Source organism: Cognatiyoonia sp. IB215182, from assembly GCF_033963905.1.
Classification (GTDB): domain Bacteria; phylum Pseudomonadota; class Alphaproteobacteria; order Rhodobacterales; family Rhodobacteraceae; genus Yoonia.
The window spans coordinates 84,644-111,120 of record NZ_JAXBMB010000010.1 but is presented as its reverse complement, the minus strand read 5'-3'; the positions used below and the strand labels follow the sequence as shown (position 1 = coordinate 111,120).

Genomic DNA, 26,477 nt, shown 5'->3' with positions numbered 1-26,477 from the left:
TCAGTCGGGAAAAGTCTTCGTCACGAAGACTTTTCGGCCAAGGGAGGCGCGCGATGCTGATCACCGATCATGATCGTGCTGGCGGCTATTGGGGTGCTGTTTATGCCTTCTGCGCAGTGAAAGGCTTGCAGGTTGTCATAGACGGCCCTGTCGGCTGCGAGAACCTGCCGGTGACGTCCGTCCTGCACTACACCGACGGTCTGCCACCGCATGAATTGCCCATTGTCGTCACTGGCCTCAGCGAAAGCGAGATGGGCGAGGGGACCGAGGATGCGATGAAACGCGCTTGGGACACGCTCGACCCGGCTTTGCCTGCCGTTGTCGTGACGGGCTCCATTGCCGAGATGATCGGCGGCGGTGTGACGCCGCAGGGTACCAACATCCAGCGCTTCCTGCCGCGCACGATTGATGAGGATCAGTGGGAATGTGCGGACCGCGCGATGACCTGGATCTTCACCGAATTCGGCATGACCAAAGGCCGGATGCCACCGGAGAAGAAACGCGAGGAAGGTGCAAAGCCCCGCGTGAACATCCTTGGGCCGATGTATGGGGCGTTCAACATGCCCTCGGACCTTGCCGAGATCCGGCGGCTGGTTGAGGGTATCGGGGCTGAGGTCAATATGGTCATGCCGCTGGGTGCCCATGTGGCCGAGATGCGCAATCTGGTGAATGCGGATGTCAACATCACCATGTATCGCGAGTTCGGACGGGGCCTGTGCGAAGTGCTGGGAAAGCCTTACCTGCAAGCGCCCTTCGGCATTGACAGTACCACAAAGTTTCTGCGCAAGCTGGGTGAGTTGCTGGGCCTGGACCCTGAACCGTTCATCGAACGTGAGAAACACTCGACCATCAAACCGGTCTGGGACCTCTGGCGCTCGGTCACGCAGGATTTCTATGCCACCGCGGAGTTCGCGATTGTCGCGACCGAAACCTATGCAAGAGGCGTCCGGCATTTCTTGGAAGGCGACCTGGGCTTTCCTTGCGCCTTCGCGGTCGCCCGCTCACGCGGCAAGAAGACCAACAACGACGAAGTGCGCAACCTGATGCACAGCAGGCGTCCGCTGATCGTCTTCGGTTCGATCAATGAAAAGATCTACATGGCCGAGATGCAGGCGGGCCACGGGCCGCAGCCCGTCTTTATCCCCGCAAGCTTCCCCGGTGCCGCAATACGGCGCGCCACGGGCACGCCCTTCATGGGCTATGCGGGGGCGACTTATGTCCTGCAAGAGGTCTGCAATGGCCTCTTTGACGCACTCTTCCACATCTTGCCGCTCGCCAGCGATATGGATGCGGGCGACGCCACACTGACGCCCCTGCGCCGGGATTTCCCCTGGGATGCCGATGCGCAGGCCAAACTGGATGAGATCGTGGCATCCCATCCGATCCTCACACGCATTTCAGCCGCCAAAACGCTGCGGGACGCAGCCGAACGGGCGGCCCTCGATGCCGGCAACGACCGGGTGGTCCTTGAGACCGTCGAAACACTGCAATCATCCACCGGAGGACGCACATGACTGATTTTACAACAGATGCCCCGATGACCAGGGGAAGGTCCGCGCCGCCGAAACGGGAATACTACGCCTATTTTACGCTGATCTTTCTGGCGACATTGCCGCTCTGCACCCTGACCTGGGTGCTAGCGACCGCACGCCAGTTTGAACTGCCCGAAAAAGGCCCCTTGGCAAAGGCCTGGACACAGGCCCGCATCATCACGCCACAGATCTTCAACGCATGAATCTGAAGGCCAACCATTTGCCCACCCGTGGGCATCCGATGTTCATCATTCCCCCCCGGGATGATGGATTGGGGCAGAGGAAGAGCTTCTGTCGTAACCCGGCCGCGGGGGGTGCGCGGCGTCAGACCCAAATTTTGGAGACAAAACATGGCTGACAAATCTGACCTGTCCTTCACAGGTCTCACCGACGAGCAGGCCCAAGAGCTGCATGCGGTGTATATGAGCGGCTTTGGGCTGTTCACGGTGGTAGCCGTGATCGCTCACTTCCTCACATACATCAAGCTGCCTTGGTTCAGCTGGTAGGAGGGCGCTTGAATGGCACAGTTCTATAAAATCTGGCTGGTCTTCGACCCACGCCGCGTTTTCGTGGCGCAGGGCGTTTTCCTGTTCCTGCTGGCAGCGATGATTCACCTCGTGCTGCTCAGCAACGAAACGACAAACTGGTTCTCGCTCGCCTTTGGCGGATAGGAACCGGCGTTTGCCGACATGAATCCGCTACGGGCGGGCGCGTTTCCGCCCGTGGCAAACACCGACGCAAGATGATGACAGGGCGCACCCGAACGGGGATGCAGGGCCTGTCGGAAATGGAGTAGGAAGATGGCGCAGCTCAGCTTCGAAAGAAAATACCGGGTCCGTGGCGGGACATTGGTTGGCGGTGATCTGTTCGACTTCTGGGTGGGGCCATTTTATGTTGGCTTCTTCGGGGTGACGACGTTCTTTTTCGCTGTCCTTGGGACAATCCTGATCTTTTACGGGGCGAGCCAAGGCCCCACCTGGAACCCTTGGCTGATCTCAATCGATCCGCCGCCCCTTGAATACGGGCTGGGTCCGGCACCACTCATGGAAGGCGGGTTGTGGCAGATCATCACGATCTGTGCCATCGGCGCCTTCGTCAGTTGGGCGATGCGCGAGGTTGAGATCTGTCGTAAGCTCGGCATCGGCTATCATGTGCCCTTTGCCTTCAGCGTGGCGATTTTCGCCTATGTGACGCTGGTGGTGATCCGCCCCGTTCTGCTGGGCGCCTGGGGTCATGGCTTCCCCTACGGCATCTTCAGCCATCTCGATTGGGTGAACAACGTGGGCTACACCTATGGTAACTTCCACTACAACCCTGCCCACATGGTCGCGATCACGTTCTTCTTTACAACGTGTCTGGCGCTGGCCCTGCATGGCTCATTGGTTCTGTCCGCCGTGAACCCGCCAAAGGGGCAGGAGATCAAGTCGCCTGACCATGAAGACACCTATTTCCGCGATCTGATCGGCTATTCCATCGGGCCTTTGGGCATTCACCGGCTGGGCCTGTTCCTGGCGCTGAATGCAGGTTTCTGGAGTGCTGTCTGCATCGTGATTTCCGGCACCGTCTGGTTCGAGGAATGGATCGTCTGGTGGGATTGGTACTATGAGCTGCCCTGGTGGGTTGACCTTTAAGGAGGGTATGAACAATGGCTGAATATCAAAACATCTTCACCCAGGTTCAGGTCCAAGGCCCTCCGGAAATGGGCGTGGCCGGATATGACGGCAGCGGGATCGACCGCAGCAAGAAGGCGAGCTTCTCAAAGCTTTTCGGCTGGTTCGGGAACGCGCAACTGGGTCCAATCTATCTGGGCTCGTTCGGGGTGATCTCGCTTGCGACCGGTCTGATCTGGTTTGTCATGGTCGGCATGGCGTTCTGGGCGCAGGCCGATTACAACCCGGCGATCTTCATGCGGGATCTGTTCTGGCTTTCTCTTGATCCACCGTCACCGGGTTACGGTCTGGGCATGCCCCCGATGGATGATGGCGGTTACTTCATGATCGCGTCGTTCTTCCTACTGATCTCGGTGCTGACTTGGTGGGTGCGGACCTATCTGCGGGCCGAGGCGCTGGGCATGGGCAAGCACGTGGCTTGGGCCTTTGCATCTGCGATCTGGCTCTTCCTTGTGCTGGGGCTCTTCCGCCCGATCCTGATGGGCGACTGGTCCGAGATGGTGCCTTACGGCGTCTTTAGCCATCTCGACTGGACGAACCTCTTCTCGATCACCTATGGCAACCTCTTCTACAACCCGTTCCATGCGCTCAGCATTGCGTTCCTTTATGGTTCTGCCCTGCTTTTCGCGATGCATGGTGCGACAATCCTCGCCGTCAGCCGCTTCGGTGGTGAGCGTGAGATCGAACAGATCGTTGACCGGGGAACGGCGACCGAGCGTGCGGCTTTGTTCTGGCGCTGGACCATGGGCTTTAACGCCACGATGGAGGGTATCCACCGCTGGGCCTGGTGGTTTGCGGTGCTGACAACGCTCACCGGCGGGATCGGCATCCTTCTGACAGGTACGGTCGTGGATAACTGGTTCGTCTGGGCGCAAGAGCACGGCTACGCACCGCTCGATTAAGGAGAGAGATGATGAAGAACGAAAACATCCTCGACGTCAGTGAAAAGGCACGCCTGACCGCCGATATCACGCTCTTGATGCTCAAGGGCGCGGGCTATGCCGCGGCGTTCTTGCTCGCGATTTGGTTCCTGATTGCCGTGATGGCCTGGATCGGGCGCGCGCTGCCGGAAGAGAGCCGCGATACGCCGGACCCGATCAACCGGTCATCGCTGACGATTGAAGTTGTCGATTTCGACAACTTCGCCTGATGAGATTGGATCAGGCGCCTGCGCGACGCGGCGCCTGATCCTGCGCCGTCGGACCTCCCTCCCTGGCTGGTCCGTCACTTGGAGCCCTGGGCTCCAGTTCCCTTCCTGTTGGCTACAGGAGACTAGCGTCGCATCTGGGTTCGCCCATTTGCGACGCTTTTTCATTCCAAAGGTGCTGTCATGACCCATCACCCTGAAACGCCCATCCTCGATCGCATCGCAGGCCCTGCGGATTTGCGAAGGCTCGACGACAAGGCGCTGGCTGGTTTGGCCGATGATGTGCGGGCCGAGGTGATCTCCGCCGTCTCGCAGACCGGCGGGCATCTGGGGTCGTCCCTGGGCGTGGTTGAACTGACCGTCGCAATCCACGCGGTTTTTGATACGCCGCGTGACAAACTGATCTTTGATGTGGGCCACCAATGCTATCCGCATAAGGTGCTGACGGGCAGGCGGGACCGCATCCGCACCTTGCGGCAAGAGGGCGGGTTGTCGGGTTTCACCAAGCGCGCTGAGAGCGACTATGATCCTTTCGGAGCCGCCCATTCCAGCACGTCAATCTCAGCCGCATTAGGCTTCACCATTGGCCGCGACATGGGTATGCCCACGGGCGATGCGATTGCGGTGATCGGCGACGGGTCGATCAGCGCGGGCATGGCCTATGAGGCACTGAACAACGCTGGCCATGAAGGGCGTCGGCTCTTTGTGATCCTCAACGACAATGAGATGTCGATTGCCCCACCAACCGGCGCGATGTCGAAGTACCTCTCAAGCCTCTATGCCTCGCCCATGGGTGAATTGCACAAGATGGCCGAAGGGTTTGAGGCCGCCTTGCCCGGCCCTTTACGCGATCATGCACGCCGTGCGCGCAACCTTGTGACGGGCATGCAATCTGGCGGGTCGGGGACGCTCTTTGAAGAGCTCGGCTTTTTCTATGTCGGCCCCATCGACGGGCACGATATGGCGCAGCTTCTGCCGGTACTGCGGGCGGCGCGGACACGGGCAACCGGGCCGGTCCTGATCCATGTCTGCACGACCAAGGGCAAGGGCTACGCCCCCGCCGAGGGCGCCGCCGATTGCGGGCATGGCGTGGCGAAGTTTGATGTGGCCACCGGCGCACAGTCCAAATCTAAACCCAATGCGCCAAGCTACACGAAGGTCTTCGGCAATGCGCTGACGACCGAGGCGCAGCATGATCCGAGCATTGTGGCCGTAACCGCCGCCATGCCCTCGGGCACCGGTGTCGACATCATGGGTGCACGGTTTGAAAACCGCGTCTTCGATGTGGGCATTGCCGAACAACACGCGGTGACCTTCTCCGCAGGCATGGCCGCGAGCGGGCTGAAGCCATTCTGCGCGATCTATTCAACCTTCCTTCAACGCGGCTATGATCAGGTGGTGCATGACGTCGCTCTGCAAAACCTGCCCGTCCGTTTCGCGATTGACCGGGCCGGGCTGGTGGGCGCGGATGGCCCCACCCATGCCGGAGCATTTGATATCGGATACCTCTCGGCCTTGCCCAACATGGTGGTGATGGCCGCTGCGGACGAGGCCGAACTGATGCATATGGTCCGCACCGCTGCGGCCTATGACGATGGCCCCATCGCCTTCCGCTATCCGCGTGGTGAAGGTGTCGGGGTTGATCTGCCCGAACGTGGAGACGTCCTCACAATCGGCAAAGGCCGCGTGATCCAGGAGGGATCGGATATCGCGCTTCTCTCCTTCGGCGCGCATCTCGAAGAGTGCCGCAAAGCGGCCGATGAGATGGCCGCGCAGGGTATCACTGCAACCATCGCCGATGCCCGCTTTGCCAAACCGCTCGACCGTGACCTGATCCGCCAGCTGCTGCGCCACCACAAGGCGTTGGTGACGGTCGAACAGGGCGCCCGCGGCGGTTTTGGCGCGATGGTCTTGCATGACTTGGCCAATGACGGCCTGCTCGACGGGCGCTGCCAGCTGCGCACGATGACGCTGCCTGACCGCTACATCGATCAGGCCAGCGCTGCGGCCATGTATGCCGATGCCGGGCTGACGGCGGTGGACATCGCAGCCACCGCGATGCAGGCGGCTGGCGTGAAGCTGAAACGCTCTCCTGTCGAGGTGGCGTAACGTCCTGAAAAAGTGACAAAATGGAGCTACTCCTAGCGGCCGATGATGATCTTGCGGCATTGGCCGCATGTGAGGCGCCGCGCCTTGCTTTGCGCCTTCCGCCCAATGGTCTGGACGCCCGGGAAGTCTTGGAGATCGTGCGTGCGAGTACAGCGCGGATGTTCGAAAACGGCGTGCGCGGCACCTGGATGATGACGCATGACGGGGAGGTGGTTGGCCTCTGCGGCTTCAAGGATGTGCCCAGTCGGGACGGTACGGTTGAGATTGGCTACGGCGTGGCTCCTGACCGACGGGGCAGAGGGCTCGCGACCGCCGCCATCGGCGCGTTAATCGGTCTGACGAAGGCGGCGGGGCTCAGGACGATGACGGCAGAAACGGATGTAGCAAACACGCCGTCAGAGCGGGTACTCGAAAAGAACGGCTTCACGCTCACCCGGCAACGAAAGACCGTTGAGGGCACGTTCCATGACTGGACGCTTTCGCTAAGAGCATGAATTATTTCCGAGTTTGGCTATAGAGCGGCCTGAAACAGCCACACCTTCAGCCCACCATGCGGCACGGCTGGACCCTTCTGCAATGGCAACCCGGTTGCTTTGGCCAGCCCCGCATCGCTCGTAATGATCCCCACGTGCCAGCCGCCAAACCGCGCCTTCAACGCCTCGCCCAGCCCCGCATAAACGCCAAAGAGCATCCGTTGGTTCCCGATCCGCCCACCATAGGGCGGGTTGCAGATCACGAGGCCGGGCGGGCCATGCGGGCGCTGGATGTCGGCGGCATTCAGATTGGTGAAGGTCGTCAGGTCGCTGACACCAGCTCGCGCAGCGTTTTCCGTCGCCATGCGGACAGCGCCTGCGTCGCGGTCGGAGCCGTAGAAATGCTTGGGAGGCGCGTGGGTTTCACCCACCCTACGCCAGGTTGCATCGAACGTGGCCAGATGCATGAAGGCAAATTCGCGGGACCGGCCTGGGTGCAGTCCGGTGGCGATCTCAGCCGCTTCGATCACAAAGGTCCCCGACCCGCACATCGGGTCGAGCACCGGTTCGCGGCCATCATAACCGCATTCCCGCAGAAAGAGGCTCGCCAGTGTTTCACGCATCGGGGCCTTGCCGACCGCCTCTTTGTGGCCGCGCTTGTGCAGGCTTTCGCCTGATGTATCGACGCTGATGGTGACGTGGTTGTCGTCAATGCGCGCCTTGATGGTCACGGGCGCATCGGGGCTGACCTCATATCCCGCCACCCGCAAAGCGCCTTCAATCCGCTGAGTCGCGGCTCCCGCATGATAAATCTTGGACTTGCGCGAAGTCGCTACCTCGACCCTCACCGGCACATCGGGCTTCAGCACATCGTGCCACGGAAACTTGCGCGCCCGTTTATCCAACTGTGCGAGATGAAACGCCATGAAAGAGCCGATCCGCACCAGCAGGCGCGTGGCACCTCGCATCGCCAGGTTGGCCCGCCACACATCTGGCCATCCCCCGGTCAGAACCACTCCGCCCGCAGTGGCCTTTGCATCGGCAAACCCGTTTGCAACAGCCTCGGCCTGCAGCACATGCTCAAGCCCGGGCGTGCCAACAAGAAAGATCTCAAGAGGTTCCGACATTGGCCGTGCATAAGCGGGATCAAGGGGACGGCGCAACCGGCCTAGAAATTCGACGCGATCCCGAAGCTGAGGGAAACTTTGCTGGAATCAATGAAGGACACATCCGAATCCGTTCGGCTCGCGAATAGAGTCATGCTGGGTGAAAAGCCGAAATAAGAGATCTCTTCGAAAACCGCCGTCACTCCGGCGCGGGCAAAACGATCCCGGCGTCCGTCAAGTGTGCTGGAAAACTCGTCAAACGACCGATAGCCAATTTCGGCGAACGTGGACCAGCTTGTCTCGAAAATCTGCCTGCCAATGGCGTAGTCAGAACGCAGCCGATATTCGACAAACGTACTTTCCTCACTTGCATCGTTATACTTGCCCGCAAGCGTCAACGTCGTCACATCACGATTGTCAAAACGCCACTGATAAGACCCGCTCAGATCGTAAATTGTACTGTCGATTAGCCCAGGCGCTTGCGCGCGTTGCTGTCGCACAGAGCTTTCCAAGGCGAGAGAGCGACCGCCCTCGAAAGGTACGATCTGGCCCAGGATCAGGTCGTGGTAATCCACCAACAAATCGCCACCGCGCCAGTACCTGCCGTAATTGTAAGCGATCCGTGTTGGTCCCAGCGGGCTAAACATGGTCTGTTGTTGCTCAAGTGAAAACTGGGCGAGAAAAGCCGAAAAATCACTGGGCTCCAAATCACGCACAATTTCGCTTTCCGACTCAGACAGGAGTGTTTCGGTCTCATCTGAGAAGACGACGCCCTGCCCGAAAACCAGACCACCGATTGTCGTCGTCTGGCGGGGCGTCTGGCTTAGCCTGTACCGAATGCTTGCGCTGCCGTTGTATTCAAGACCTGAGAGCGCAAGCTGGTCCTCGCGCAGATCAAGTTCAATAAAGCAGGTGCCATCGAGATTCTCAAAACAAAGACGCGATGCGTCCGATCCGTCATTGATATTGTCCGACGGCGCGATGGAAGCGGTGTATTGCGTGGTGATCGGATTGGCCTCACGGGCGCGTTGAAAGCCGCGCACGATGGCTTCGGCGTCTTCCTCGGTTGCGATGTGATTGGCCGCGCGGCGGAACCAAAACTCGGCACGGGCGAATTGTTCCGCCCTGAAATGGGCAGTTGCGGCAAGGCGCGCGGTTTGTAGCCGTGTTTCTTCGCTGGGTGCCGCACGGTAGGCTCGAGATGCACTTGCGGCAGCCTCGCGCGGCAGATCCAGATCCGATTGTGCAAGCGCCAAGAGGAAGAGTGCGGCGAAACTGTCGGGATTGTCCTCCAAAAGCTGGTTCGCCAGGATTACGGTTTGCGCCGGGTCGCCGCTGACCAACGCCGCCTCAGCATCGGCCTGGATCTCGGCTGCGGTCGTTTGTGCTAGCGCCTGACCTGACGACAGCGCCATCACCACGGCGAAACCAATGACCCAAGGACAAAACTTCTTCAGCACGCTGATCTTACCTTTTTGCGTTGCCATGGTGGCTTAACGTGAAATCGGCACAGTTCAAGTGCGCGGATCAAGCACCAGCCAATCCGCAACCACGCGCAAATGGATCGGCGGATAACCGCCTCAGCCTTAGCGCATTTTACTTTTTATTTTCCAAACGCGCTTAAGCCGTTAGCTCTGTTGCTCGGGGGTAAGGGAGAACCTTATGAAGAAGATCATTTCTGTTGTTGCGCTGTTCGGCCTGTCCGCCTGCTTGGGTGGCGGCGATTCCTCGTCTGACTCTGGCGTTGACCTGACACCCGACACCCCCGATGTGGCGATGAACATGGACTTCGGTACGCAGCTCAATGGTATGCGTATGGCAGGTACCGAGGTGGACTATGACGCGACTGCCGGTAGGGCAGCCCAGATCCACGCGAACGACATGTTCGAAAAAGATTACCTGAGCATCTTTTTGCCCGGAACCACGGCGCCGATGGGCGGAGAAAAGGACATCGGGGACACGCTTAATGAACTTGGGCTCACCTGGCAGGATATTGGACAGTTCATCGCACAAGGCGATTTCACAACAACGACTCTTTTGGATGAATGGGCAACCAATGGAAGTCAGGGCGACGGCAGCGCAGCGGAAGACCTGACATTCGAGGATTTTGAACTGTTCGGGCTCGCCAAAGCCGGGTCTGGTTCTGACCAACGTTGGGTGCTTGTGCTCGTAAATCCTGACTAAGGCGTACAAACGGCCTTGCGCAACATCAGCGATAGCTTGCCCATGACGCTGCCATAATTGGCGCATTCTTGCTGCGCCGTATCCTGCCAAGGCATTGGTCTTGTTGACTGAATTTTTTCTGGCGTAATGGCGGGAACCTTATCAAGGAGTGGTTCCATGCGCTTTATCGCTTTCGCGTTTTGTGCCTTTGCTCTCGCGGCTTGTAGTAGTGGCGGAGGCGGTGGTTCGCCGGTGGATGTGTCCTCTTCAGTCGCGCCGTCTACCCCTTCTCTCCCTGATACGCCATCGGTCGACGGGTCGTTTCAAAGCATGCTCAATGGCGTCCGGGCGGCGAATGGGGCGGCTCCGCTAACATACGATGCGCGGCTGGGCCGTGCGGCACAGGCCCATGTCAATGATATGCTGGCCATGGGTCGTCTGACGCATACTGGGAGTGATGGTTCCAACGCCGGGCAGCGCATTCGCCGCGAGGGCTATGATTGGATCACCTGGGGCGAAAACGTCGCGCGTGGTCAACGGAATGAAGAGGCCGTGTTGAATGCATGGGTCAACTCACCCGGGCATCAGGCCAACAATGTGAATCCGAACTTCGAGGATTTTGCATTGGCGAAGGCAGGGTCGGGGTCCAACCAGTATTGGGCGCTGGTATTTGCAACGGAACGGTAGTCTAAGCGGCGCAACTTCGGTTGGACGCTAGCTGTCAGAAGTCCCGCCGGTCCGCGCCGTTTCGGGTTTCGGCTGTGGTTTTGCCATCCCTTCCAAAGCGCGCAATGGCTTCTTGACCGCCTCGCCGAGACCGGGGCGCGTCGGCGCTGCCATCTGTTTGCTCACCTCGACAATCAGCACCCCGCCTGCGGCAACCATGGGGATGTTATGCCCGACCTTTTCAAAGAATCCCGCCGATTTGCGCCAAAGCCTGCGTGACGATGGCGGCTGATAAAGCGCAGACATGGTTCGCTCTGTCACAAACTGATGTCGCCGCAACTGCGCATCCAACTGGCTGAGCGAATAGGGCCGCCCATAGCCAAAGGGTGTTGCATCTGATCGGGACCACAGACCGGCCCGGTTGGGCACGATAAAGACCGCGCGGCCACCTGGCCCCAACACACGCCAGGCCTCGTCCAACAGAGCAGACGGGTGCTCTGTCGTCTCTAACCCATGCATGAGCACCAGACGGTCGACATGACCCGTCTCGATGGGCCAGAGCGTGTCTTCGCATAATACGCTGACATTTTGTCCATCGGGCGGCCAGGGCATCACACCCTGTGGCCCCGGCATCAGGCCGACGACCCGCCGTGCATCTTTCAGGAAGGGCCGCAAGAGCGGAACGGCAAAGCCAAAGCCCACAACCATCTGCCCCTTGCAATCGGGCCACAGCGCCACCAGCTCATCCCGGATCACCTTTTGTGCGGCCCGGCCCAATGCGCTGCGGTAGTAGAAGTTTCGCAGATCAAGCACATCAAGATGCATTGCGGTTTTGGGTCCCTTGGGCAAAGCTGTGCCGCGACCATATCAACAGAAAAGGCCAAAATGCCATGGCAAACGCCCCATCCGCCGAACTCGTCGTGGTGCCCTGTCTTGCCGACAACTACGCCTTTTTGGTGCATAATGACGCAAGGGGCGAAACCGCCCTCATCGACGCCCCGGAAGAAGGCCCGATCAGAGAGGCATTGCGCAAACGTGGCTGGACGCTGAGCGATATCCTGATCACGCACCACCACCATGACCATATCGGTGCGGTCGACGCACTGCGCCCCGGAGCGCGTGTGATTGGGGCCAAGGCTGATGCCCACCGCCTGCCGCCGCTGGATTTGCAGGTTGCCGAGGGCGATACGATCACGGTCAGTGGGCAGACAACCCATGTCATCGATGTCTCGGGCCACACGATTGGCCATATCGCCTTTCACATGCCCGACGCAGGCTATGCGTTTACGGCTGACAGCCTGATGGCGCTGGGCTGCGGCCGATTGTTTGAAGGGAATGCCGCGCAAATGTGGCAAAGCCTGAAAAAACTGCGCGCACTACCCGAAGACACGCAGATTTGTTCCGGCCATGAATACACCGCGGCAAATGCACGCTTTGCGCTGTCGGTTGACGCGGACAATCCAAAGCTTATCTCACGTATTGAAAGCATCACTCAGGCCCGCGCGGATGGCCAACCGACAATACCCTCCACCTTGCGTGAAGAGATGCTGACAAACCCATTTCTGCGTGCGGATGACCCTGCATTTAAGGGTGTTTTGGGTATGGCGGATGCATCGGACGAAGATGTCTTTGCCCATGTTCGCGCCTTGAAAGACAAATTTTGACCACGATGTCGTGTCAACGTGTTCAAAAGCAGATGAAATGAAAGGCATCACGCGATTTGTGATGCGCAAACGGAAAAAAGTCCTTGAAGGTTTGTGTAGAAAACCAAACCTTAAGGATAAGAGGCCACGGTTGGCGTGTGCAGATCACAGGCTGACCCCCGATATGAAGGAGCACAAGACGTGCCATCATTTTCGACAACACTCGAGCAGTCCATTCATGGGGCCCTGGCGCTTGCAAACGAACGTCGTCATGAGCTGGCGACACTGGAACACCTGCTTCTTGCGCTGATTGATGAACCAGATGCGGCCCGTGTGATGCGCGCCTGCTCGGTCAATCTTGATGAACTGCGCAAGGATCTTGAAGAGTTCATCGACGATGATCTGTCGACCCTGATCACGGATGTTGAAGGGTCCGAGGCTGTGCCGACTGCCGCTTTCCAGCGCGTTATTCAGCGTGCGGCGATCCATGTGCAATCCTCCGGCCGCAATGAAGTCACCGGTGCGAATGTGTTGGTTGCGATCTTTGCGGAACGCGAAAGCAACGCGGCCTATTTCCTGCAAGAACAGGATATGACCCGCTATGACGCCGTTAATTTCATCGCCCATGGCGTGGCAAAAGACCCAGCGTTCGGGGAATCGCGCCCCGTGACTGGTACGCCCGAAGACTCTGAGACGGTGAATGTCGGCAGTGAGAGCGATGAAAAGGAAAGCGCGCTTGCAAAATACTGCGTCGATCTGAACGCCAAGGCGACGAAGGGCGATGTTGACCCATTGATAGGTCGCGCGCATGAGGTGGAACGCTGCATTCAGGTTCTGTGCCGCCGCCGCAAGAACAATCCGCTCTTGGTCGGTGATCCCGGCGTGGGCAAGACGGCGATTGCCGAAGGTCTTGCGTTCAAGATCGTGAATGGCGAAACGCCCGAAGTGCTGTCTTCAGCGACCATCTACAGTCTCGATATGGGTGCTTTGCTGGCCGGAACCCGCTACCGCGGCGACTTTGAGGAACGCCTGAAGGCTGTGATGACCGAGATGGAAAATCACAAAGATGCGGTGCTTTTCATCGATGAGATTCACACGGTCATCGGTGCAGGTGCGACATCGGGCGGTGCGATGGATGCATCCAACCTGCTGAAACCGGCTTTGCAGGGCGGCAAGCTGCGCTGCATGGGCTCGACCACCTATAAAGAGTTCCGCCAGCATTTCGAGAAGGACCGCGCATTGTCGCGCCGGTTCCAGAAAATCGATGTGACCGAGCCTTCGGTGCCGGATGCAATCAAGATCCTGCAAGGGTTGAAGCCATATTTTGAAGAGCATCACAGCATCAAATATACGGCTGATGCAATCAAGACGGCTGTGGAACTGTCCGCGCGTTATATCAATGACCGCAAGCTACCAGACAAAGCCATTGACGTGATCGATGAGGCGGGCGCGGCTCAGCATCTGGTGACCGAAAGCAAGCGCCGAAAGACGATCGGTGCCAAAGAGATTGAGAATGTCGTGGCCAAGATCGCCCGCATTCCGCCCAAGAATGTCAGCAAGGATGACGCTGAAGTTCTGAAGGATCTCGAAAAGACGCTCAAGCGGGTCGTCTTTGGCCAGGATAACGCGATTGAGGCGCTATCATCGGCCATCAAATTGGCCCGCGCGGGTCTGCGTGAGCCCGAAAAGCCCATCGGCAACTACCTCTTCGCCGGACCAACCGGTGTGGGTAAGACAGAGGTCGCGAAGCAATTGGCGAGCACTCTGGGTGTTGAACTGCTGCGCTTCGATATGTCGGAATACATGGAAAAGCACGCGGTCAGCCGTCTGATTGGCGCGCCTCCGGGCTATGTCGGCTTCGATCAGGGCGGCATGCTGACTGATGGCGTTGATCAGAACCCGCATTGCGTGTTGCTGCTTGATGAGATGGAAAAGGCCCATCCGGATGTCTATAACATCCTGCTGCAGGTCATGGATCACGGGAAACTGACCGACCATAACGGGCGGACAACCGATTTCCGCAATGTGATCATCATCATGACCTCGAATGCGGGTGCCGCAGAGATGTCAAAGAACGCGTTGGGCTTTGGTCGCGAAAGCCGCGAGGGTGAGGATACGGCCGCGATTGAACGGACCTTCACACCGGAGTTCCGCAATCGTCTGGACGCGGTCATCTCGTTCGGTGCCTTGCCGAAAGAGGTCATCATGCAGGTGGTCGAGAAATTCGTGCTTCAGCTAGAGGCGCAGTTGATCGACCGCAACGTGCATATCGAACTGACACCTGCTGCTGCCGAATGGCTCGCCGACAAAGGCTACGATAGCAAGATGGGCGCCCGTCCATTGGGCCGCGTGATCCAGGAAAACATCAAAAAGCCGCTGGCGGAGGAACTGCTCTTTGGCAAGCTGGTGAAAGGTGGCATTGTGAAAGTTGGCGTCAAGAAAGGTGCACTGGACCTGAAATATGTCGAGCCTGAGCAGGGCAAGATTACCGATCGTGGTGACAAGCCGCCTTTGCTGACGGCTGATTGACCACTGGACAAACTGACAAAAAAGCGGCGCCTCTCCGGTGCCGCTATTTTATGGCCCGTCGTTGTTCACGCTGAGCATTTGTCTTTACCCTGCATTTGGTGATGAAGCGCTAAAATCCTTCAAAGGATTTTGCCCAGATTTTTTTGGAAAAACCTGGCACACTCGGAAGAAGCGGAAAATCTGCGTCAGCGTTCTGTCAGCTTGAGTTCAATCCGCCGGTTTTGCGCGCGGGCTTCAGGCGTATTCGCCGGATTGAGCGGTTGGTACTCGCCAAACCCGTTCGCCGCCAGGCGCTCGGGTGCAATGCCCAAGTCATCCGACATGAAGCGGACGACTGACAATGCACGCGCCTGGCTCAGTTCCCAGTTATCCCGGTATCGGCTGCCGGCACTGACAGGGATGTTGTCGGTGTGACCGTCAACGCGGATCACCCAGTCGATGCCGGGTGGAATATCGTTGGCGATGCTGCGCAGGATATCGGCGATATTGGCAATCTCGGCCTGACCGGCAGGCGAAAGCTGCGCACGTCCCGGTTGGAACAGCACCTCGGATGCGAAGATGAAGCGGTCCCCTTCGATCCGCACCCGATCCTGACCTTCCAGCACGTCGCGCAATTGTCCGAAGAAATCGGATTTAAAGCGCGAAAGGTTCTCGGCCTCAGCCGCCAAACGCTCCGCTTCTTCTTCCAGCCGCGCAGCCTCGGCTTCCAGCCGAATACGCTCGGCCTCTTCTAGTGCGCGGCGCTGACGTTCCTCGGACGCTACGCGAGCCAGAGCGGTGTTCAATTGCGCGCCCAAGGTCTCAATCTGCACCTGCGCTTCGCGGTCTGACTCTTCGGCGAGGTTCAGAAGCGACTGCAAATTGCCGACCTGACCGCGCAATTCTGTGATCTGAGCGTTCAGCAATGCAACTTGACGCTGGCTTTCGGCGGACACAGCCTCTTGCGCGGCGAGTTGTTCATTTGCCAGTGCCAAGAGCACGGCCTGCTCTTCGGCCGCACTGGCGTTGGCGGTTTGCGTCGCTAAGGCCGCCCGGGCCTCGGCCAGTTGCCGCAAAAGGTCGTCATTTTCGGCATCCAACGTCCCTTGCAGTGCTTCCAGTTCCGCCTGCGCTGCCCGTGCCGCAGCAAGCAGTGTCAGCGTCTCTTCCGCCTCCTGCCGTTGTTCTTCAAGGTTCAGCGTCATCGCGGTCAATTCCGTATCGGCATTGGCCAGCCGTTCGCGCAAAGCCTCCGCCGCAGCGGCATCGGCGAGTTGTCCGGCTTCCAATTCGGTGATCCGCGCAGTATTGGCGTCGTTCTCGGTCTCCAGATCAGCAATCAACGCCTCAAGCGCCTCACGCCGTGCGGCGGCAAGGCGGGCGGCCTCGGTGCCTTCGTCGATTTCGGTGCGGGCCTGCGCCAAGGCGAGGTTCAGCGCCTCTTGTTCAGACAACAGGCGTTCTTGTTCAGCCTCCAACCCTGCGATGCTGGTCAACGCTTCGCTGCGCTCGGCCAGCAACCCAGCCACCTGCGCCTCGAATTCCGTGATCTGGCTGCGGGCCTCGGCGAGTGCGGCGCCTTGCGCGTCGCGCTCGGCAATCAGGGCGGCGATGCGGCCAGATTGCTGTTGCGCCAGAGCGTTGGCTGCGTCCAGATCCAAGTCAAGTGCGGCAGAGCGTGCACGCTCCAGACCTAATGTGCTGGTCAATGCCGCCACTTCGTTGGTCAGAAGGTCCAGCTCGCTTTCCTGCCCCGTAATCGTTTCGCGTAAGACAAACTGGATCACCATAAAGATCGTCAACACGAACATCAGGACCAGCAGAAGCCCCGTCATCGCATCCACGAAACCAGGCCAGATCGCGTTCTGGAACCTGTTCGATGACCTGCGGCTCAGCGCCATGGCCTAGCCCCGTTCACGAATGGCGCTGGCGAGCGTGGCGATGTCGCCGCGCAGATCGCCAATGGTCTCTTGCCGACCAGCGGACAGTTCTTCGAGGATGCGCAAAAGCTGCACGTCAATGGAGCGCAGGCGCATGCGGCTTTCCGCATCGATCCCGTCCATCCCGCTGTCGTCGAGTTTCTTGATCAGTGCTTCCTGGCCCTCGGCCACACGTGTCAACAGATCTTGACTGCCTTGCGTCACATTGGCCTGCGCCAGCCGTTCGACCGCCGCAGCCAGCGTCGCAAAGCGCTTATCCGTATCCTCACGATCCGCGTCTGTCTGACCCATCATCATCTGGATCGTGTCCATCAACTCACCCAGTTGATCAACAAAAGCGCCCATCACACCACTATCGGCGCCTGTGCCTTCGTCGCCGTCAATGCCCACACGGGTGATCGTTGACAGCCATTCCTCAAGCTCGCGATAGAAGCGGTTCTGGCCGTGACCGGCGAAGAGCTCCAGCAAGCCCACGATCAGCGACCCGGCAAGACCTAGAAGCGAGCTGGAAAAGGCGGTGCCCATCCCGTCAAGCTGGCTTTCAAGGCCAGATTGCAGGCGTGCAAAAATGTCGGCACCATCTTCGCCATCGCCGGGATTGAGCGAGCGGATCGTTTCGACCAGCGCAGGCACCGTGGTCGCGAGCCCATAAAAGGTTCCCAAAAGGCCAAGGAAAATCAGAACGTTACCGATATAGCGCGTAATCTCGCGGTCTTCGTCGATCCGCTGTCCGACGGTATCAAGGATCGACCGCGCCGAGGTGGATGAAATCTGTGTCCGCGCCCCGCGCGACCGTAGCAAAGTGGCCAGTGCCGCGAGCAGTGACGGCGCGGCGACATAGCTATGCCCGCCTGCCTCATTCGCGAAACGTTCGATCCAGCGGACCGATTTGATCAGCAGAAACACCTGATTGATGCAGGACAACACCCCAAGGACGAACACCGCCAGAATGACGCCGTTCAGATAGGGGTTGGAGTTGTAGATCGCGATGATCTGGGCCTGCCCCAGATAAAGCCCGGCCCCCACCAGCCCAAGCACTGTCAGCATGAACAGGATCTGGCGGATCGGTTGTGAGAACTGCGGTTGTGCCTTACGTACCCGTTTTTCCGACAAGGGAGGGCATCCTTATATGGTGTTCTGTCTTTGCCCCGATAGCATCATAGAGCCGCCCATCGGCAAACCCAAATAAATTAAGGTCTGCATCATGTTGCTGTGAGGGCACGCACCCGCTCTGTCAGCCAGGCCATATCATCGTCGCGAATGCCCATCTCGGCCAGATGGGCGGTTGTGTTGTAAAGATACTCGGTATTCGGGCCACGCCCGCCCACTGCATGGGCAATCATCTGGGCCTGTTTCTCAAGATCGAACTGGCAGTATTGGCGATGGTCGCGGTTGATGATGTAGGCCAGCGCTTCGATATCCTCCCCGGCATCCGAGACCAGATTGACGTGGTCTTCGTAATAGGCGGATGAGATCAGTTCGCGTTCGCGCAAGCTGGCGAGAACGCTTTCTTCTTCATCTTGGGCAACCTGAAAGGCGATGCCGGTGCATTGCCCGCCAGGGTCCTTGTCCAATGCGAGGACAAGGCCCGGCTCGGCCTCGGACCCGCGATGGTGGATCGAGAGCATGCAAAAGCTGCGGTGATAGTCGTGCAGGCGTGCCTTGACCTGCCGCACAGGCGTAAAGCCGGGATCCCACAAGAGCGACCCATACCCGAAAACCCAAAGTGACATGACAATTCCCTTTCGCCCGGCGTCTTACAAAGCCGCGGCGGTCTTGTCACGCGGGAGGGGTCAGACGACGCGCATCAGGTTCCCAAAGATGGCTGATTGATGCTCTTCAAGGTAAATCCGCAACCATGGCGTATATTGCCCCGGATGACGCGCGACATCTGCAGAGAGATCATAAAAATCGACCCATTTCGTCGCCATCACCTCATCCGGATTGGGGTCGAGCTTCACGCCGCCGGGCGCGTCGGCCACGAAAACCTCAACCACTTCATGTTCGATCATCCCACCGCCGACATCGGCGCGGTATTCGATCTGATCGCGATAGCTGGGATAGAGGCCTTTGATCCCCAATTCCTCGCGCAGGCGACGCACTGCGCAATCGGCTGGGTCCTCATCCCATTCAGGATGGGTGCAGCAGGTATTCGCCCACAGACCGGGCGTGTGATACTTGCCCATCGCGCGCTGCTGGATCAGCACGCGGCCCCTGTTCATCACAAAGACACTGACAGCCTTGTGTTTGAGCCCGCGCTGATGCGCCTCAAGCTTTTCAACCGGTTTCAGTACGCCGTTTTCCCAGGCCGGGATCATGATGCTCATGTGCGCAACGGCGAAACAAGGCGCGTCAGATGCGCCAGGTTCTTTATGCCGATTTTGAGATGCGCCATGGGCCGAGCCTTTACGAGTTTTTTGTTCATATACGCCTCAAAGGTCAGCTTTTGCACGTCGACATCATGACACAGGGAGACAAACCGCTCGCGCCGTTCGTCGCTGCGGTAGTAAGCGTTTTGCATGGCCCCCAAAACCCGGAAGACTTGCTTGTGTTCGCGCATGAAAAGTTTCCGTGCCAGTTGCAAATCCTTTACACGCCCTGATGCCAAAGTGGCCGCTGCGGCAGTGGCGGCGACCCGCCCGCCGACCATCGCGTAATAGATGCCTTCGCCAGATGACGGGGCGACGACACCTGCCGCATCCCCGGCTAGCACAACGTCCTTGCCGTTGTCCCATCGGTCCAATGGTTTCAAAGGGATAGGGGCACCTTCCTTGCGGATTGTCGGACATTCGGCAAGGCCTGATGCGGCGCGCAGATCAGCCGTGGCCTGTTTGACATCTACCGATTTGACCATGGACCCCATGCCCACGCTCGCCTGCGAGCCATGGGGGAAGACCCAGCCGTAAAAGTCCGGCGAAATCCTGCCGTCATAGACCACGTCACAGCGTTTTGGGTCATAGGTTGCGTTGGGCGCGGGTGCCTCGATAATCTCGTGATAGGCGATCACGTATGGGATCGTATCGCCGCCCGGCACCTCGGCGCGTGCGACGTTTGACCGCGCGCCATCGGCCCCGATCACGAGCTTTGTGTTCAGTTGCAGTTCATTACCGCTGATCTTGTCGCGGTAAACAACGTGCGTGCCGTCATCATCGCGGACGATCTTGGTGAAGGTCCCGCTGTAACGATGTGCGCCCGCCTCCTTCGCGCGCACCCGCAGGAATTCGTCGAAATGCTCCCGGTCGACCATGCCGACAAAGCCGTTTTCAATCGGGATATCCACCTGCCGACCCGTAGGTGAGATCATGCGGGCGGTGTTGACCTTGGCCACGAGTTGATCGTCGGGGATGTGGAAATCGCTGATCAGCCGCGGGGGGATCGCCCCGCCACATGGCTTGATCCGCCCCTCGCGGTCGAGAAACGCGACCTTGTGCCCGGACCTTGCAAGGTCCTCGGCGGCTGTGGCTCCGGAAGGGCCTGCGCCCACAACAACAACATCATATTGCATCTCTTACTCTCCCGGAACGAGGGTGGCTTTGGGCATTTTGCGGTCCATGATTTTTGCGGCCATCGCTGCGGCGGCGATGAAAAGCGCGGCCTCTGCGATAAAGACGCTTCCAAAGGCCTGCGTGTCGGTCATGCTGGTGCGCAGGATGTCGACCATGCCAGCACCGATGAGGCCGCCGAACCCGGCGGCAATCGCCTGTGCGGCCCCCCAAAGACCCATCCGTGTGCCTTCACGTCGCTCTTTCCCTTGGGCGGCGAGCGCCATCATCGATCCGATGGCCGCGACCGCGAACATGCCGTTAAAGAAGCCGAGCAGCATGACGGCATATGTGATTGGCGCGCCGGCACCCATGGGGCCAAGGAACGTGATCAGCGCCAGCGATCCGGCAGAGCCGAGACAGCCCGCCACAACCCAATTGCGCAACGACCCGATTTTCAGACCTGTGGCCATAATCCCGACGGCGAGCATGCCGATGAAAACGCCGCCGTTCTGGGCGCCCGAGAGGGAGGTGGACTCGCCGGGTGTGAAACCAAAGACAAGGCCTGCATAAGGCTCAAGGATCAGTTCCTGCATGAAATAGGCGGTCATCGAGAGGAAGACGAAGATGGTGAAGTTGCGCGCTTTACGTTCGCCCCAGACTTCGCGCAGGCCCTCCATGAACGGGGTCGGATCGGGTTCGCGGATGGCGATCAGGTTCCGCTCGATCCGCCATACGGCGAGGCAGGTTACCAGAGTGGCTGTTGTCACGACGATGGCCACAATCCGCAGCAGGAGTTGCGGTGTGTAGGGGTCAATGAATTGGCCCACGATGCCCGCTGTGGCTGCAATCCCCAGGATCATCATCAGCCATGTGATCGTTGCGGCGGCGGCGCGGCGGTGCGGTGCTGTGGTCGTGGCAAGGAGCGCCAGCAGCGATGTGCCAGACGCGCCAACGCCCAAGCCGATCAGCGTATAGGCGATGAGCGATACGGTCAGACCTACGGCAAATGACGTCTCAAAAGCCAGAACCCCACAAGCGGCGAGGAATGCACCGATGGCAAGGGCCACCATCCCGCCGATGATCCAGCGTGTCCGATGGCCGCCTGTGTCGGAATAGAACCCCCAATGCGGGCGGGTCAGCTGGATGCCGTAATGCAGACCAACCAGCAGGCCCGGCAGGATTGCGGGTAATGAAAGCTCAACCACCATCAAACGGTTCAGGGTCGATGTTGTCAGCACCACAATCGCGCCAAGCGCCATCTGCACGAGGCCAAGCCGGAAGATTTGAAACCAGGATAATGTCATCTTCAGCCCCCCAAGGCTGTTGCGGTGATCATCATGCCGCTGATGTAGAAAAGAATGCCCATGCCCTGATACCAGGGCGTCTTGCCTTCGGGATCGCGCAGCAGAACGCGCATCGCGCCCACTTGCACGGCCAGCATTGCGGCCACACCCAGCGCATGGAGCGGATGATCCCAGACGATCAAAAGCCCGATCACCAGTGCCTGCGGCACCGCCATGACCCAACAGGCGACGCGTGCCGCGCGGTCCGGACCAAGCGTGACGGACAGAGACCGCAGGCCCATCGCGCGGTCCCCTTCGATCGCCTTGAAATCGTTCAGCGTCATGATCCCATGCGCGCCAAGCCCATAAAGCACAGCGATCAGGATCGTCTGTGGGCTGGGTGCGCCTGCGCTGATCACGGCGGCGCCTGTGATCCATGGCAGCGTCTCATAGGCAAGGCCACACAGGCCAGGCCCCCAAAGGCCGGATTTCTTGGCGCGGATCGGCTCTGCCGAATAGGCCCATGCGGCCATCACGGCCAGAATGGTCGCGCCAAAACCCCATGACCCCAGCTGATAGCCGACAACAAGACCCAACGCGGTCATTGCCAGCGCGATGTAAAGCCCCCAGCGTCCGGGAATGCGGCCCGAAGGAATCGGACGGTCAGGTTCGTTGATCGCATCCACATGCCGGTCGCACCAATCATTGGCGGCCTGGCTCATCCCGCACACGATCGGGCCGGCCAGCACAACGCCCAGAATGATCAGAAACCAGTTGCCCGCCGGGCTGAACCCGGCAGAGACCACCCCGCAAAGATACGCCCACATCGGCGGAAACCATGTGTGAGGTTTGAGCAGCGTAAGTGTCGCACGCGGTTCAGGCCAGCGGCGCGTCGGTTGATCCAGGTGTAAATCAGACGTGACACTCATTCTGTCAGTCTAGTGTGACAGTGTGGCAGAGGGCAAGTGTAAAGCCACTGTGACACTGTGCCAAGTTGTCGCTCTGACAGATGTGGTCGGAACCGAGAATGCCTGTATGCCCAAATAGCCCCTACAAAATGACGCAAAACTGAGGGCAGCCAAAACCTTTTGGTTTGTGAAGCCGCGTGCTCTTTCGCCTCTTGCGTTCATCTGCGGATGGTCGCAACGTGCCGTTCAAAGCGCTTTGGATGGAGGATCCCATATGACGATTCGTGCTGTAGTTTGGGGTGAAAACGTGCATGAGCAGACCAATGAAATTGTGTCGTCGCTCTATCCTGATGGCATGCACAGCACCATTGCCGCTTGCCTGCGGGAAGGTGGCATCGACGCCTCAACCGCAACGCTACAAGAGCCCGAACATGGTCTGCCCGACGCACGGTTGGCGAAGACGGATGTCTTGCTCTGGTGGGGCCATGCGGCCCATGGCGATGTGGAGGATGCGGTTGTTGACAGGGTCGCCGCACACGTCCATGCAGGCATGGGGCTGATCCTATTGCATTCAGCGCATTTTGCGAAAATCTTCAAACGGCTTATGGGTACGCCCTGCGACCTGACCTGGCGCGAGGCGGGGGAGCGCGAGCGGCTTTGGGTCACCTCTCGCAACCATCCGATTGCCGCGGGCCTGCCCAACCATTTTGAACTGGAACACGAAGAGATGTATGGCGAGCCCTTTGGCGTGCCAGAACCGCTTGAGACGGTGTTCGTCAGCTGGTTTCAGGGCGGCGAGGTCTTCCGCTCGGGCCTGACCTACAAGCGTGGCGCGGGCAACGTGTTTTACTTCCGCCCGGGGCATGAGACCTATCCGACCTATCATGACACAAATGTCCAGAAGGTGCTGCAGAACGCCGTGCGCTGGGCTTACAACCCGGCGCCGCGTGTGATTGGTGTTGGGGACGCGCCGAATGTCCCGGTTGACCAAGCTTTGGAGCCCATCGAAGAGCGCGGCCCCCGCCTGCATCAGGACGGGGAAGAGGGGTTCCGATGATCCGTGTTCTGATCGTGGGCACCGGTACGATGGCCAATGATCACGCCGACGCCTTTGTGGCGATGGATGGTGTGAGTGTCGTTGGCAGCGTTGATCCCAACCCCGACAACCTGCACAGCTTCAACGCCAAATACGGCATCAAACATGCTTTCGACAGCGTCGATCAAGCGCTGGCCTGGGACGCGTTCGACGCGGTTTCCGTGGTGACACCAGATGGCATCCATCACCGCACCACGATGCCGTTTCTGGCTGCGGGCAAGCATGTCTTGTGTGAAAAACCACTCGCGACGAACACGGCAGATGCAAGGGAGATGGCGGCAGCGGCCAAGGATGCGGGCATTGTGAACATGGTCAACCTGACCTACCGCAATGTCCCTGCGCTGATGCAGGCCGCCACGATTGTTGCCGAAGGACAGATTGGCGACGTCCGGCATTTTGAGGCGTCTTATCTGCAAAGTTGGCTCAACCAGGCGTCCTGGGGCGATTGGCGGACCGAGGATCAGTGGCTCTGGCGCCTCTCGACCGCGCATGGATCCATGGGCGTTTTAGGCGATGTCGGGGTCCATATTCTCGACTATGCGACCTTTGCTGCAGGTGCCGATACTGCAAAGGTCTCTTGCCGGCTGAAGACCTTTGACAAGGCCGAGGGTGGCAAGATCGGCGACTACATCCTGGATGCGAATGACAGTATGGCCATGCATCTGGCATTGCAGAACGGCGCCGTCGGCGTGATCCACGCGAGCCGCTTTGCCGGTGGGCATATCAACGACCTGCGCTTGCGGCTCTTTGGTACGAAGGGCGGGCTGGATGTGCGGTTTGAGCAATGGCGCAGCACCTTGCGTGCCTGCCTTGGCGATCATCTGGTCAGCGGCACCTGGGCTGATATCCCGACACCGGAAGTTGAGACGAATTACACGCGTTTCATCGCGGCAATCCGAAATGGCACGCCAGTCGCGCCGGATTTCCAGCGCGGCGCTGATTTGCAGCGCGTGCTTGACCTTGCCGTTGTCTCAGACACACAAAGCGCGCGCGATCAAGTGGTCTAGCGTCTGACCACCGTACGGTGGGTCCTTTGACTTCGCACCAAGCATCCGCTTTGCTAGGCCGATATGCTCATCGGCACTGAAGCGCACACATATTCTGTAAAGAATATCGACCTAGTGTCGGGATCGATGGCTGCCGGCAGAAGTGGAGGATGCATAATGCCCGATATCTATATTCCTGCAGGTCCGGCAGATTTGATCGATCAGATGGTGGTCGTTCAGACCCTGGCTGCCAATGCGCCGGATGCCACATCGCGTACACTCTACAGCCAGCGGCTTTCGCAAATGGAAACGCTTGCTGCCGAACTGCTTCCTCCGCATGCACATCGGTCTACGGCAGGCGTCACCGCGGCGCGTACGGATCTGTTGCAGCTGGAGGCCGATATGCGCGACTGCGAGGCGCGGTCTGACTTCGGTGTCAGCTTTATCGCTCTGACTCGCGCCTATCTCGCCGCGCGTGCCACACTGCTTGAGCGAAAGCGCGCGTTTGATGCGGCTGTTGGTCCGGCACTGTCCCCGAATTGTGACACGGTCGGCAAGCGTGATCGGCACGCCTGAAAAAGAGCTTTGCTGTCGCGGATCAGGTCACGCGATGCAGACGAACTCTTCCAGCAGGGTGCGGCCATGTCGTCGATGGGCTGCGATTACCCCTTTGGCTTGCCGGGCAAGGGGAAAGGGGCGGGCAGGTTTCATGCTTGGGTTCGTCGCCTTCGCGAAATCCATGCCTATTTCCGGCTGTTCATCATCCAGTGCCTGAACCGAGACAGGGCCTAGAAACAGGCTTTCAGCGGGGGCACCATTTGCCAGAACGATGTCATGCTCCTCAAGAAGGATGTGATGATAAGCGATCGGCTGCATGGAGCGATCAATATCGATGCCAGGCAAGCCAACAAGACGAATGGCCGGGATCAGAACCTCTGTCGTGCCCAGAAGCCGAGCCGCGATGCGCGAGGCAACCAGGATGCGATGCTGGCGCGATACGATCAGGTCCGCCACGGGTAAACCATGACCAAGCGCACCCGCCTTGATCCGGACCGGCAACAAGCGGGTTTCTTGCAGAAGCTGCAAGGGGGTGAACCGGCGCATGCTGGTTTGCAGCACCCGGCGTGGTCCATTGTCGTAGGTGCAAACCAGATCACCCTGGCCGATGTCAGCGATGCGCATCGGTCCCATTGGCGTATCCAGCAACGTATCGGCAGCAAAACAGACGATCCGGAAATCCTCGGAATCGATGCCGATTTCAAACAGATCCCAGTTGCCGCTGGTGCCGCCCGCACCAAAGATAGTGATCGTGTTGACAGGTGACTGGAAATGCAGTGAGGCGAGGCTGCCATCAAATGATGTTCCGGTGCTGCTGATCCCCCCATCGGGCGTGATGATCTGGGTCGCGGCACCTGACATTGTGAATTCGACAGTACCGTCGGCAATCGCCTGATTCAGATCGACCTGCACACCGTCAACGACCAGATAATAGACCTCGCCCGGCGTGCTGCGATTGACGCTGACGGTCATGCCATGAACCGTTTCGTCAAAATCGACGGTCACTGTCTGTGACCCATCCCCCGTGACCTGTGCACCCAGATCTGTGCCAGGCCGTGAAATCGTATCGACATTTGCGGTGACGGTGTAACCAACGCTTTGACCATCGCTGGTGGTCAGGGTCCCCGTCGCCCCGTTGGTGTAATCATCAATGACATCTGTAAACGGCATGCCACACTCGCAAAGCGCTTATGTTCTCTTATGT

The 26,477-nt window shown here is 59.2% G+C and carries 28 protein-coding genes; 16 read left to right on the top strand and 12 right to left on the bottom strand.

The features are described 5' to 3' along the window. The first annotated feature begins 53 nt into the window (after positions 1–53). From bchZ to SLH47_RS19890, 9 genes are all read left to right on the top strand, one after another. Positions 54–1,514 (top strand): chlorophyllide a reductase subunit Z, encoded by a 1,461-nt coding sequence (gene bchZ / locus SLH47_RS19930; RefSeq protein WP_320242017.1) that lies wholly within the window; start codon positions 54–56, stop codon positions 1,512–1,514. Continuing rightward, positions 1,511–1,735: a cytochrome PufQ gene (gene pufQ, locus SLH47_RS19925; RefSeq protein WP_320242015.1), complete on the top strand. Its 225-nt coding sequence runs from the start codon at positions 1,511–1,513 to the stop codon at positions 1,733–1,735. The genes bchZ and pufQ overlap by 4 nt, the downstream gene beginning before the upstream one ends. A gap of 147 nt (positions 1,736–1,882) precedes the next feature. After that, a complete protein-coding gene (gene pufB / locus SLH47_RS19920) occupies positions 1,883–2,038 on the top strand; it encodes a light-harvesting antenna LH1, beta subunit (protein ID WP_320242013.1) in 156 nt (51 codons plus the stop codon). Between the two features lie 12 nt (positions 2,039–2,050). Further along, entirely contained in the window at positions 2,051–2,203 is a 153-nt protein-coding gene (gene pufA / locus SLH47_RS19915; protein WP_320242011.1) for a light-harvesting antenna LH1, alpha subunit, read from the top strand. Positions 2,204–2,332: 129 nt separating this feature from the next. Next, positions 2,333–3,163, top strand: a complete 831-nt coding sequence (pufL, locus tag SLH47_RS19910; RefSeq protein WP_320242009.1) for a photosynthetic reaction center subunit L — start codon at positions 2,333–2,335, stop codon at positions 3,161–3,163. A gap of 14 nt (positions 3,164–3,177) precedes the next feature. Continuing rightward, complete coding sequence (gene pufM / locus SLH47_RS19905; RefSeq protein WP_320242007.1) at positions 3,178–4,104, top strand: photosynthetic reaction center subunit M; 927 nt, start codon at positions 3,178–3,180, stop codon at positions 4,102–4,104. An 11-nt stretch (positions 4,105–4,115) separates the two neighbouring features. Further along, the gene (gene pufX / locus SLH47_RS19900; RefSeq protein WP_320242006.1) at positions 4,116–4,352 is read left to right on the top strand and encodes an RC-LH1 core complex protein PufX; all 237 of its coding nucleotides are present in this window, start codon (positions 4,116–4,118) and stop codon (positions 4,350–4,352) included. 180 nt (positions 4,353–4,532) lie between these two features. Beyond that, on the top strand, positions 4,533–6,458 hold the full coding sequence (gene dxs, locus SLH47_RS19895; RefSeq protein ID WP_320242005.1) for a 1-deoxy-D-xylulose-5-phosphate synthase: 1,926 nt from the start codon (positions 4,533–4,535) through the stop codon (positions 6,456–6,458). Positions 6,459–6,478: 20 nt separating this feature from the next. After that, positions 6,479–6,952, top strand: coding sequence for a GNAT family N-acetyltransferase (locus tag SLH47_RS19890; RefSeq protein WP_320242003.1), 474 nt, complete (start codon positions 6,479–6,481; stop codon positions 6,950–6,952). A 17-nt stretch (positions 6,953–6,969) separates the two neighbouring features. On the opposite strand, the gene SLH47_RS19885 is transcribed toward SLH47_RS19890, so the two are convergent. Beyond that, positions 6,970–8,058 carry a class I SAM-dependent RNA methyltransferase gene (locus SLH47_RS19885; protein WP_320242002.1) on the bottom strand — a complete coding sequence of 363 codons (1,089 nt, stop codon included), beginning with the start codon at positions 8,056–8,058 and terminating at the stop codon, positions 6,970–6,972. A gap of 41 nt (positions 8,059–8,099) precedes the next feature. Then, the gene (locus SLH47_RS19880) at positions 8,100–9,524 is read right to left on the bottom strand and encodes a hypothetical protein (protein ID WP_320242000.1); all 1,425 of its coding nucleotides are present in this window, start codon (positions 9,522–9,524) and stop codon (positions 8,100–8,102) included. A gap of 175 nt (positions 9,525–9,699) precedes the next feature. On the opposite strand from SLH47_RS19880, the gene SLH47_RS19875 reads away from it, so the two are divergent. Then, on the top strand, positions 9,700–10,221 hold the full coding sequence (locus SLH47_RS19875) for a hypothetical protein (RefSeq protein WP_320241999.1): 522 nt from the start codon (positions 9,700–9,702) through the stop codon (positions 10,219–10,221). Here SLH47_RS19875 and SLH47_RS19870 read toward each other — a convergent pair. Beyond that, positions 10,218–10,379: a hypothetical protein gene (locus SLH47_RS19870; protein ID WP_320241997.1), complete on the bottom strand. Its 162-nt coding sequence runs from the start codon at positions 10,377–10,379 to the stop codon at positions 10,218–10,220. The two genes, SLH47_RS19875 and SLH47_RS19870, sit on opposite strands and share 4 nt — an antisense overlap. Between SLH47_RS19870 and SLH47_RS19865 the strand changes: the two genes are divergently transcribed. Further along, complete coding sequence (locus SLH47_RS19865; protein WP_320241996.1) at positions 10,378–10,887, top strand: CAP domain-containing protein; 510 nt, start codon at positions 10,378–10,380, stop codon at positions 10,885–10,887. The genes SLH47_RS19870 and SLH47_RS19865 overlap by 2 nt on opposite strands. Before the next feature lie 27 nt (positions 10,888–10,914). Here the strand turns inward: SLH47_RS19865 and SLH47_RS19860 are convergent, their stop codons facing one another. Beyond that, positions 10,915–11,691: a class I SAM-dependent methyltransferase gene (locus tag SLH47_RS19860; protein ID WP_320241994.1), complete on the bottom strand. Its 777-nt coding sequence runs from the start codon at positions 11,689–11,691 to the stop codon at positions 10,915–10,917. Between the two features lie 65 nt (positions 11,692–11,756). On the opposite strand from SLH47_RS19860, the gene gloB reads away from it, so the two are divergent. Together gloB and clpA are read left to right on the top strand one after the other, a co-directional pair. Continuing rightward, the gene (gene gloB, locus SLH47_RS19855) at positions 11,757–12,530 is read left to right on the top strand and encodes a hydroxyacylglutathione hydrolase (protein ID WP_320241993.1); all 774 of its coding nucleotides are present in this window, start codon (positions 11,757–11,759) and stop codon (positions 12,528–12,530) included. A gap of 180 nt (positions 12,531–12,710) precedes the next feature. Beyond that, the gene (gene clpA, locus SLH47_RS19850) at positions 12,711–15,038 is read left to right on the top strand and encodes an ATP-dependent Clp protease ATP-binding subunit ClpA (RefSeq protein ID WP_320241991.1); all 2,328 of its coding nucleotides are present in this window, start codon (positions 12,711–12,713) and stop codon (positions 15,036–15,038) included. Positions 15,039–15,223: 185 nt separating this feature from the next. Here clpA and SLH47_RS19845 read toward each other — a convergent pair whose 3' ends face one another. The 7 genes from SLH47_RS19845 to chlG form a co-directional block, all read right to left on the bottom strand. Beyond that, positions 15,224–16,918, bottom strand: a complete 1,695-nt coding sequence (locus SLH47_RS19845) for a peptidoglycan -binding protein (protein WP_320241989.1) — start codon at positions 16,916–16,918, stop codon at positions 15,224–15,226. Positions 16,919–16,921: 3 nt separating this feature from the next. Beyond that, a complete protein-coding gene (locus tag SLH47_RS19840) occupies positions 16,922–18,004 on the bottom strand; it encodes a biopolymer transporter ExbB (RefSeq protein WP_320242122.1) in 1,083 nt (360 codons plus the stop codon). Between the two features lie 155 nt (positions 18,005–18,159). Beyond that, positions 18,160–18,690: a gamma-glutamylcyclotransferase gene (locus SLH47_RS19835; RefSeq protein ID WP_320241987.1), complete on the bottom strand. Its 531-nt coding sequence runs from the start codon at positions 18,688–18,690 to the stop codon at positions 18,160–18,162. 60 nt (positions 18,691–18,750) lie between these two features. Next, positions 18,751–19,284 (bottom strand): isopentenyl-diphosphate Delta-isomerase, encoded by a 534-nt coding sequence (gene idi / locus SLH47_RS19830; RefSeq protein ID WP_320241985.1) that lies wholly within the window; start codon positions 19,282–19,284, stop codon positions 18,751–18,753. Then, a complete protein-coding gene (locus tag SLH47_RS19825) occupies positions 19,281–20,462 on the bottom strand; it encodes a geranylgeranyl diphosphate reductase (RefSeq protein WP_320241984.1) in 1,182 nt (393 codons plus the stop codon). The genes idi and SLH47_RS19825 overlap by 4 nt, the downstream gene beginning before the upstream one ends. 3 nt (positions 20,463–20,465) lie before the next feature. Then, positions 20,466–21,746 carry a BCD family MFS transporter gene (locus SLH47_RS19820; protein ID WP_320241982.1) on the bottom strand — a complete coding sequence of 427 codons (1,281 nt, stop codon included), beginning with the start codon at positions 21,744–21,746 and terminating at the stop codon, positions 20,466–20,468. 2 nt (positions 21,747–21,748) lie between these two features. Further along, positions 21,749–22,654: a chlorophyll synthase ChlG gene (chlG, locus tag SLH47_RS19815; protein WP_320241980.1), complete on the bottom strand. Its 906-nt coding sequence runs from the start codon at positions 22,652–22,654 to the stop codon at positions 21,749–21,751. Between the two features lie 253 nt (positions 22,655–22,907). Between chlG and SLH47_RS19810 the strand changes: the two genes are divergently transcribed. The 3 genes from SLH47_RS19810 (at position 22,908) to SLH47_RS19800 (ending at position 25,291) form a co-directional block, all read left to right on the top strand. Continuing rightward, positions 22,908–23,690, top strand: coding sequence for a ThuA domain-containing protein (locus SLH47_RS19810; RefSeq protein WP_320241978.1), 783 nt, complete (start codon positions 22,908–22,910; stop codon positions 23,688–23,690). Further along, positions 23,687–24,736, top strand: coding sequence for a Gfo/Idh/MocA family oxidoreductase (locus SLH47_RS19805; protein WP_320241976.1), 1,050 nt, complete (start codon positions 23,687–23,689; stop codon positions 24,734–24,736). The genes SLH47_RS19810 and SLH47_RS19805 overlap by 4 nt, the downstream gene beginning before the upstream one ends. A gap of 156 nt (positions 24,737–24,892) precedes the next feature. Continuing rightward, positions 24,893–25,291 carry a hypothetical protein gene (locus SLH47_RS19800; RefSeq protein ID WP_320241973.1) on the top strand — a complete coding sequence of 133 codons (399 nt, stop codon included), beginning with the start codon at positions 24,893–24,895 and terminating at the stop codon, positions 25,289–25,291. A gap of 27 nt (positions 25,292–25,318) precedes the next feature. On the opposite strand, the gene SLH47_RS19795 is transcribed toward SLH47_RS19800, so the two are convergent. Next, entirely contained in the window at positions 25,319–26,443 is a 1,125-nt protein-coding gene (locus SLH47_RS19795) for a Hint domain-containing protein (RefSeq protein ID WP_320241971.1), read from the bottom strand. Positions 26,444–26,477: the final 34 nt, after the last annotated feature.

Excerpts from the sequence above, each read along its gene's own strand:
- SLH47_RS19840 (WP_320242122.1), bottom strand. The coding sequence starts at position 18,004 with ATGCTGACAGTGCTTGGGCTGGTGGGGGCCGGGCTTTATCTGGGGCAG.
- SLH47_RS19870 (WP_320241997.1), bottom strand. The coding sequence starts at position 10,379 with ATGGAACCACTCCTTGATAAGGTTCCCGCCATTACGCCAGAAAAAATT.
- pufX (WP_320242006.1), top strand. The coding sequence starts at position 4,116 with ATGAAGAACGAAAACATCCTCGACGTCAGTGAAAAGGCACGCCTGACC.
- SLH47_RS19860 (WP_320241994.1), bottom strand. The coding sequence starts at position 11,691 with ATGCATCTTGATGTGCTTGATCTGCGAAACTTCTACTACCGCAGCGCA.
- SLH47_RS19825 (WP_320241984.1), bottom strand. The coding sequence starts at position 20,462 with ATGCAATATGATGTTGTTGTTGTGGGCGCAGGCCCTTCCGGAGCCACA.
- SLH47_RS19845 (WP_320241989.1), bottom strand. The coding sequence starts at position 16,918 with ATGGCGCTGAGCCGCAGGTCATCGAACAGGTTCCAGAACGCGATCTGG.
- bchZ (WP_320242017.1), top strand. The coding sequence starts at position 54 with ATGCTGATCACCGATCATGATCGTGCTGGCGGCTATTGGGGTGCTGTT.
- SLH47_RS19865 (WP_320241996.1), top strand. The coding sequence starts at position 10,378 with ATGCGCTTTATCGCTTTCGCGTTTTGTGCCTTTGCTCTCGCGGCTTGT.
- SLH47_RS19795 (WP_320241971.1), bottom strand. The coding sequence starts at position 26,443 with ATGCCGTTTACAGATGTCATTGATGATTACACCAACGGGGCGACGGGG.
- pufL (WP_320242009.1), top strand. The coding sequence starts at position 2,333 with ATGGCGCAGCTCAGCTTCGAAAGAAAATACCGGGTCCGTGGCGGGACA.
- dxs (WP_320242005.1), top strand. The coding sequence starts at position 4,533 with ATGACCCATCACCCTGAAACGCCCATCCTCGATCGCATCGCAGGCCCT.
- pufM (WP_320242007.1), top strand. The coding sequence starts at position 3,178 with ATGGCTGAATATCAAAACATCTTCACCCAGGTTCAGGTCCAAGGCCCT.
- SLH47_RS19810 (WP_320241978.1), top strand. The coding sequence starts at position 22,908 with ATGACGATTCGTGCTGTAGTTTGGGGTGAAAACGTGCATGAGCAGACC.
- SLH47_RS19885 (WP_320242002.1), bottom strand. The coding sequence starts at position 8,058 with ATGTCGGAACCTCTTGAGATCTTTCTTGTTGGCACGCCCGGGCTTGAG.
- pufB (WP_320242013.1), top strand. The coding sequence starts at position 1,883 with ATGGCTGACAAATCTGACCTGTCCTTCACAGGTCTCACCGACGAGCAG.
- SLH47_RS19820 (WP_320241982.1), bottom strand. The coding sequence starts at position 21,746 with ATGACATTATCCTGGTTTCAAATCTTCCGGCTTGGCCTCGTGCAGATG.
- SLH47_RS19805 (WP_320241976.1), top strand. The coding sequence starts at position 23,687 with ATGATCCGTGTTCTGATCGTGGGCACCGGTACGATGGCCAATGATCAC.
- SLH47_RS19880 (WP_320242000.1), bottom strand. The coding sequence starts at position 9,524 with ATGGCAACGCAAAAAGGTAAGATCAGCGTGCTGAAGAAGTTTTGTCCT.
- SLH47_RS19890 (WP_320242003.1), top strand. The coding sequence starts at position 6,479 with ATGGAGCTACTCCTAGCGGCCGATGATGATCTTGCGGCATTGGCCGCA.
- chlG (WP_320241980.1), bottom strand. The coding sequence starts at position 22,654 with ATGAGTGTCACGTCTGATTTACACCTGGATCAACCGACGCGCCGCTGG.
- pufQ (WP_320242015.1), top strand. The coding sequence starts at position 1,511 with ATGACTGATTTTACAACAGATGCCCCGATGACCAGGGGAAGGTCCGCG.
- SLH47_RS19835 (WP_320241987.1), bottom strand. The coding sequence starts at position 18,690 with ATGTCACTTTGGGTTTTCGGGTATGGGTCGCTCTTGTGGGATCCCGGC.
- pufA (WP_320242011.1), top strand. The coding sequence starts at position 2,051 with ATGGCACAGTTCTATAAAATCTGGCTGGTCTTCGACCCACGCCGCGTT.
- idi (WP_320241985.1), bottom strand. The coding sequence starts at position 19,284 with ATGAGCATCATGATCCCGGCCTGGGAAAACGGCGTACTGAAACCGGTT.
- SLH47_RS19800 (WP_320241973.1), top strand. The coding sequence starts at position 24,893 with ATGCCCGATATCTATATTCCTGCAGGTCCGGCAGATTTGATCGATCAG.
- SLH47_RS19875 (WP_320241999.1), top strand. The coding sequence starts at position 9,700 with ATGAAGAAGATCATTTCTGTTGTTGCGCTGTTCGGCCTGTCCGCCTGC.
- gloB (WP_320241993.1), top strand. The coding sequence starts at position 11,757 with ATGGCAAACGCCCCATCCGCCGAACTCGTCGTGGTGCCCTGTCTTGCC.